The sequence below is a fragment of the Microcella sp. genome (assembly GCF_040286215.1).
Taxonomy (GTDB): domain Bacteria; phylum Actinomycetota; class Actinomycetes; order Actinomycetales; family Microbacteriaceae; genus Microcella.
The window spans coordinates 1-4,023 of the sequence record NZ_JAVKCK010000012.1 but is presented as its reverse complement, the minus strand read 5'-3'; the positions used below and the strand labels follow the sequence as shown (position 1 = coordinate 4,023).

General features: G+C 59.7%; 6 protein-coding genes. 4 read left to right on the top strand and 2 right to left on the bottom strand.

Annotation, left to right across the window (positions count from 1 at the left end):
• From RJQ01_RS06160 to RJQ01_RS06145, 4 genes are all read left to right on the top strand, one after another.
• On the top strand, positions 1-615 hold a 615-nt coding region (locus RJQ01_RS06160), incomplete at its 5' end, for a glycosyltransferase family 2 protein (RefSeq protein WP_350475855.1).
• Positions 612-1,322 (top strand): glycosyltransferase family protein, encoded by a 711-nt coding sequence (locus tag RJQ01_RS06155; RefSeq protein WP_350475854.1) that lies wholly within the window; start codon positions 612-614, stop codon positions 1,320-1,322. The genes RJQ01_RS06160 and RJQ01_RS06155, both read left to right, overlap by 4 nt.
• Positions 1,323-1,334: 12 nt before the next feature.
• Complete coding sequence (locus RJQ01_RS06150; protein ID WP_350475856.1) at positions 1,335-1,694, top strand: glycosyltransferase; 360 nt, start codon at positions 1,335-1,337, stop codon at positions 1,692-1,694.
• 106 nt (positions 1,695-1,800) lie between these two features.
• Positions 1,801-2,607: a methyltransferase domain-containing protein gene (locus RJQ01_RS06145; RefSeq protein WP_350475853.1), complete on the top strand. Its 807-nt coding sequence runs from the start codon at positions 1,801-1,803 to the stop codon at positions 2,605-2,607.
• Positions 2,608-2,673: 66 nt separating this feature from the next.
• Here RJQ01_RS06145 and RJQ01_RS06140 read toward each other — a convergent pair whose 3' ends face one another.
• Together RJQ01_RS06140 and RJQ01_RS06135 are read right to left on the bottom strand one after the other, a co-directional pair.
• The gene (locus RJQ01_RS06140; RefSeq protein WP_350475852.1) at positions 2,674-3,630 is read right to left on the bottom strand and encodes a glycosyltransferase; all 957 of its coding nucleotides are present in this window, start codon (positions 3,628-3,630) and stop codon (positions 2,674-2,676) included.
• A gap of 21 nt (positions 3,631-3,651) precedes the next feature.
• Positions 3,652-4,023: hypothetical protein (locus tag RJQ01_RS06135; RefSeq protein ID WP_350475851.1), on the bottom strand; the 372-nt coding region annotated here is incomplete at its 5' end.

The window sequence follows — 4,023 nt, the reverse complement described above, 5'->3', positions numbered from 1 at the left end:
GCCAGCGCGCGCCACGTCGTCTTCCTCAACAGCGATGCGGTCGTCCCTCGCGGCTGGCACGAACGGCTCCTCCGGGCCTTCGATGCGTCCGACCGTGTTGCTGCGGTCGGCCCCTTGTCGAGCGCAGCGAGCTGGCAGTCTGTCCCCTACCGTTTCGCCCATCGCGGTTGGTTCGTGAATCGGGTACCCGGTGGACTGAGCGTCGACGAGTTTCAGCAGTGGCTTCAGTCGACCTGGAGCGAGCCCAGCTATCCCGAGGTCCCCATCCTCAACGGCTTCTGCATGGCCTACCGTCGCGAGGCGCTCGTGTCGGTTGGAGGCTTCGACGAGCACCACTTCCCCGTGGGCTACGGCGAAGAGAACGACGTGTGCCTGCGACTCGCGGCCGCCGGCCACGAGCTGCGTGTCGTCGACGACCTGTACGTCTTCCATGCCAAGTCCAGGAGCTTCGGCGATCGACGCCGAGGGCTCACCAAGGCCGGCATCGCAGCTCTGAAAGAAAAGCACCCCGATGTCGACTGGTCGGCCATAGACCATGGGCTCCGGAATCACCCCGGTCTTGCGCACGTGCGGAGACACATCTGTGAGGCCTTCGTCGGCGAGGTGACCGAGTGAAGCGTATCGTCTACGTGCTACCTGCACGGGCGGGCGGGGGTGGCGTGCACTCCATCGTTCAGGAGGGGGCGGAGATGGCGAAGATGGGCATCGACGTTGCCGTGCTCGTGCCTGCCAAGCACCTGATGTCGTTCCGAACCCAGTACGCGCTCGACATCGTTCGTGGCATCGGTCTGTGCGCCTACCACGGCGTCGACACCATCGCCGACGCCATCGCTGGTGCGGACGTCGTCATCGCGACGGTCTTCACATCCGTGAACCTCGTCAAGGAGGCACTCGAGCTCGTTCCCCGCGGAGAGCGACCTCGGCCCGCGTACTACATCCAAGACTACGAGCCCCTCTTCTGCGAGCCTCACAGCGAGATGTGGAACCAAGCGATGGCCTCGTATGAAGCCATCGACGACATGATCCTCTTCGCCAAGACACGCTGGCTCTGCGAGCAGGTCGAACGCCACCACCGCCGCCGCGTCGAGCTCGTCGAGCCCAGCATCGACCATGACACCTACTACCCCGACTTCCAGCGGCCCGACCGTCCGCGCATGTTCACGGCGATGCTACGTCCCTCGACCCCGCGCCGTGCTCCCGCGCGGACTGCGCGAATCTTGAGCTGGCTGGCGTCGGAGCACGACGATGTCGAAGCCCACGCATTCGGTTGCAGTCGTCACGAGCTCGAGGAGGCGGGCATCGTGCTCGACCCACGAGTCTAATGTCACGGCAGCCTGCGGCGCGAGGAGGTGGCCGCACTTCTACGCGCATCGCACTTCTTTCTCGACTTGAGCGATTACCAAGCCTTCGGCAGAACAGCCGTGGAAGCGATGGCATCGGGGTGTGTTCCGGTCGTGCCAGCTCTAGGTGGAGCACGAGAAACAATCGAAGACGGGATCTCCGGGATCGTGGTTGATACGTTCGACGAAGCCTCGATCGAGAAAGCAAGCGAGCTGGCTCTTCGAGTCGACTCTGAAGTGTTGGCACACTGGTGCATGTCTGCTGTCAACTGTGCAGCCGTGATGAGTCTGAGGAGGGCGGCACTCCGAACCGTCGCCACCTTCACCGCCCGTCTGCCTCGGAAGAGGGTATAGCCGGCTTGCCACACACGTGATGGCTAACCAGACCAACAAACCGTGTTCTTCGAGCGAGTCTTCATCGATGCCGCTGGCCAGTCTGCTCGAGCCAGCGCTGGGTCACATGACCAAGTTTCGATATCATACGCTCGCGCGCCTGCTTGTGTCGTTCATCCCGATGATCGACTTCATGACGAAGAACAGGATAGTGCCGAAGCGAATCGGCAGCTTCGGTTCCGGTTCGTGCTCCCATGAGGTATTCCTCGCGCTCATTTTTCCGCACGCATCGGTGAGCTGCTTCGATCAGAGTCGGAAGTACGTTCCAGTTTTCAACGACGATGCAATCAAAGCGTCTTCGCTCATGAGCTTCGCTGAAGTGTCCTTCGAGGACTTCAATTGGGAGACTACTCGAGATGCCTTCGATTTCGTCTTCTCGATACAGGCGCTAGAGCATGTGTCCGACCCCGACGCGGCTCTCGCAAGCCTTGCGAAGTCAGTGCGAAATAGCGGGTACTTGTACGTTGATACACCCTTCTACTCAGAAGTCCCGCGACTCGACGACCCAGCCTACCTCGAAGCGGAGCGGCTTCGGCAATGGAATAAAGATGGTCACCACCACCTTGGATTTTCGCTATCGGCTATGGCCCGGCGATTTGCTGCTCACGACCTCGAGGTGGTTTCGTCCGGGTACTCGAGTCATCGCCGGGGCGACAACCAACTTCTCAGGTACTTGCGCTGCGAAGAGACACGCCTCGGCGTGGTTACGGAGGAGACGGCGCTTGCGATGTGCCTGATGTTCTGTGACATGCTCCGGAACTTCGAGGCTAGCCTTGCCCGGTCCGGCCGTGATCCCGAGAACCAGAGTCATAAGGAGCGAGAGGTCTACGCTATCCGGCTTCTCGGCCGCCGCTGCCGCGATAGCTCAAGTTAGCTGAGATTGCTCGAGCTCTCGCGAAGGCGTGGAGTATTGCGCCGCGCTGGCGACTGACACGACGGCTCAGCCCGTGAGAACATCCATCAGTACTTCGTTCCACTGCATGACAAACTTGTCGATAGTAAACAGCCGTCGCGCCGTTTCTCGACCACGCTCACCGATGAGCCGTGCCTCCTTCGGGTTCGCTGTCAAGAAGTCCAGCGCTTCGTAGAGCGTCGCCATGTCGTTGGACGCGAAGCCATTTACTCCGTGTTCGATATAGTTCTCTTCGCCGTGGCAATTCGTCGTTACTATCGCAAGACCACAAAGCATGGCTTCCGTGCGGGCCCGAGGGTTCGGTGACGCATACGATGGACTGAAGAAGATCGACGACGTTCCCAGGAATCTCCGGTAGGTGTCGAAGGAGTCAAACTTTCTGTCTCGACCTATCCAGTCTACCGATAGATTGCGTGAGCGCTCGAACGTAGTGACAGCATCGTTGTTTCGGTATGCCGCGTGAAGAGAACCACTTGGTTGATTGACCACGATGTTGTTTCGACCGAAGTTCGAGCGCGGCCACTCTTTGGGCGACATCCCGTGGTGTATATAGCGCGACCGCGGCATTGACCAAAGTCGATGTGAGGTCGAACTGTTGCAGACGACAAAGTGGTCACGGACCAGATCACGCATCTGGTCGCTGTTGCAACCATCAACCATGTTGCAACCATGGTTGATTATGACTTTTCGGAGGCCCGGTAGATCCCGATACCTGATAAACAGCCGCCGCTTGTCGATTTCGTGCCACGTCCACTGGTCGACGTGGAGAATCATGATGTCCCAGTTCTCATCTTCAAGAGAGTCAACGAACCGCACGTGAGCTGGAATCGGCCGATGGGCACGCTTCCAGCGGCGGTGGGTGCCCCGCAAGAGAGAGAGCTCGTGAGGCAGTTTGCAAAGTTCGTAGTCGTGGGCGGTGTGCCACGGATACTTGACAATCTTCAGGCGGCCGGGGCTCTCTGTGGTTCGTTCTTCAGAATGCATCAGCAACGCTCTCTTCGCGGCCTACTTGTGCGAATGCACCGCAAGATGTGCGTAAGCGGCAGGGAGTATGTGCACAAAGTTCTCGGCGGCCATGCGGATGATGTCGAACTGGACGCGCTTCCATTGACTCTCTAGGTTCGGTAGATTTCGAGCGGCCTCAGGAGAGTGCACTCTCAGCCATTTGGAATACGCGCTCGATACATCGACGATACTCGAGGATTGAGTCCGGATCGTGACCGGGTAGGGCGTGGTCACCAAGCAATCGTCGGCGAGCGCTCTTGCTATGACGTACCAGGCCCAGTAAGTGGCGAGTTGAGTAGGGCCCGGAGTGAGGGCGCGCAACCAGGAGGTCCTCGCCAAGAAGACGCCGGGTTCTTTCGGGCTCACGAGCCA